Raw genomic sequence first — 2196 nt, forward strand, 5'->3', positions numbered from 1 at the left:
ACCAAGAGCCCAACAGTGCAAAATCCTGGTTATCGGGTGGGGTGAAAATAGTCAACAACACGTAAAGGGAACAGCGCCAAAAATCCAGCTCCGTATACGATGACGCCAATTAGGCTCGGCGATCAACTCATTCGGTAAATCAGCCAGCAATTGCTCTAGGTGGATAATTTCAGCTTTGACGCGTGAAGTGAGATCTGCCGCCAAGGTGCATACTTCATCATTTTTATCATGATGCTCAAAGTAGCGGCGATGTTTTATCCGTCCTTCTTTCGCCGCACTACCACGCAAGTGTTTGCCCAGTAAAAATTCTTCAAATGATTTCACAGCATAGTGATTGATTCTTGCCTGCTCCCAGCACGTCTGTTCACTAAGACCCTTACCGTGCTTATGATGGAGAACCAAATCCTGACCACGAACATCGATGTAACGTCCCCAACGCAATTTCGCGTGATGAGGATTATCAAAAGAGTCTACTCGTGCGGGGCGCACGATACTTTTATAGTGATGATTAGCCGTAAAACTTTGAACGGCTCGACGCTGAAAACGCTCAGTGACCAGTCCTTGCTCGGCAAATTTATGCCCACTTGAGCCAAAGCAGGCCCAGTTCAGCGCAACAGCACTTACGCTTTCATCCTTAAACCAACGCTGCAGTGCAGGCGCTAACGAATTCGAACCATCCATCGGTACGATGAATTCATCCGCATCAATAAAGGCAACTACATCCGCTTGGGGAGGACAGCGACGTAAAATCTGCCGATAGGCTGGCAACTGTGGACGCAGGTGAGGAATATCTACTTGGGTAAACCAGGTAATAATATTAAGCGCTGACAATTTTTGTAATAAAACCTGACTCCCATCATTACTCATATTGTCAGCAAGAATAAAGTGACGGACGCCAATCACACGATGATAGGCGATCCATTCGATGAGGGCATCATGTTCATTTTTCACAATAGCCGCAAGATATAAATTCAAAACTGATTATCACCGAATAAAAGAGATATGATCACTGGGCTCTGGTCAATGTTGCCATCCACTCAATGAGACCATCATGCTCGAAGCCTAGTTTAATTTCAGCTGCAGCGATGATCTGAACAGAAAAACCGCAACGCAGGTGCGAATGGGGCTCAGCTGGCTCTTGAAATACCGCACGGATCACATCGAGCCTTGCTACCGAAAATGGATAGGAATAAGTTTGATTGTTATATTTAACGACAAGATGCAATGGCATATTTTGATGAGAAATAGCCCAACCACAAATGTTCAGCCGGCCATGCACGATCGTCGCCTCAGCGCCATGCACTGGTATATCCAACGCCCACGCCTTTATATTCGCACTAGAGGACGAGATATGCTTTACTGAATAAATAAACATATTTTTCTTCTGCAGGTTAATTCATTGATTAATAATTTATTTTATCTACCCAATATTTACGATGTTCGGAAGCATGTATCGCCTTTAAGCCACAGTATATTATTTGGGAGATACCCAGTATTTGTGGTGCTCGGTCGCCTGTATGACCTTCGCTTCACTGCCGACAATTCTCTCCGCTTTACGGACGTCTTTTACAAACTGGGTAAAATCACCGTTCACCAGATCTATGGCCACTTCGTCAAAGTGAGACCAGGCCACATTGCCAAACTTGACATGTTTTTCAATCATTTTTGCACCGGCTGCAACCGCCATCATAGAACAGAGACTACCGATATCATGACTTGAAAAACCGGGAATAATACGTGGTTCTTTTTTTGCCAAATTATAATAGTGTCGTATAACACCAATCTGGGTATCTTCATTCGGTGTGGGATAAGCCGAAGTACATTGCAACAGATAAATGTTTCTAGCCTTGGTAAAGTTATCAAGGATGAAACTCTCATAGGCTTCATCGGTATAACCGGTAGAAATCACCACATCTTTGGTAAAGTCAGAAGCAACGGCCGCCAAGTAATCTTTATGCTCGGATATGGTTGACGGCAGCTTGATCATGTCTGGATCGAATTGCCGGATGAAATCATAAGAGGGCATATCCAGGATAGAGGCAAACCAACCGATGCCAATCTCTTTACAGAAGGTATCGACAAAGGCAAATTGCTCTCGATTGAGTTCAATGCCATGGGGCGTTGTTGCTCAAATCAGGGAACTATCCCGCAGTTTGGTGATCTGATCTCTTAGGTTCACCACCGGGAGCGCCAGAT

At 44.7% G+C, this 2196-nt stretch carries 3 protein-coding genes; all 3 read right to left on the minus strand.

Annotated elements, in window-relative coordinates:
• Positions 1–51: 51 nt before the first annotated feature.
• On the minus strand, positions 52–951 hold the full coding sequence (locus tag ACYVG7_RS10495; protein WP_460883064.1) for a glycosyltransferase family 2 protein: 900 nt from the start codon (positions 949–951) through the stop codon (positions 52–54).
• Between the two features lie 55 nt (positions 952–1006).
• Complete coding sequence (locus ACYVG7_RS10500; RefSeq protein ID WP_460883065.1) at positions 1007–1375, minus strand: hypothetical protein; 369 nt, start codon at positions 1373–1375, stop codon at positions 1007–1009.
• 99 nt (positions 1376–1474) lie between these two features.
• Entirely contained in the window at positions 1475–2110 is a 636-nt protein-coding gene (locus tag ACYVG7_RS10505; RefSeq protein WP_460883066.1) for an N-acetylneuraminate synthase family protein, read from the minus strand.
• Between the last annotated feature and the right edge of the window lie 86 nt (positions 2111–2196).

This window comes from Pseudaeromonas pectinilytica, assembly GCF_054780855.1.

Coding starts and splice junctions, on each gene's coding strand:
- ACYVG7_RS10500 (WP_460883065.1), bottom strand. CDS start 1,375: ATGTTTATTTATTCAGTAAAGCATATCTCGTCCTCTAGTGCGAATATA.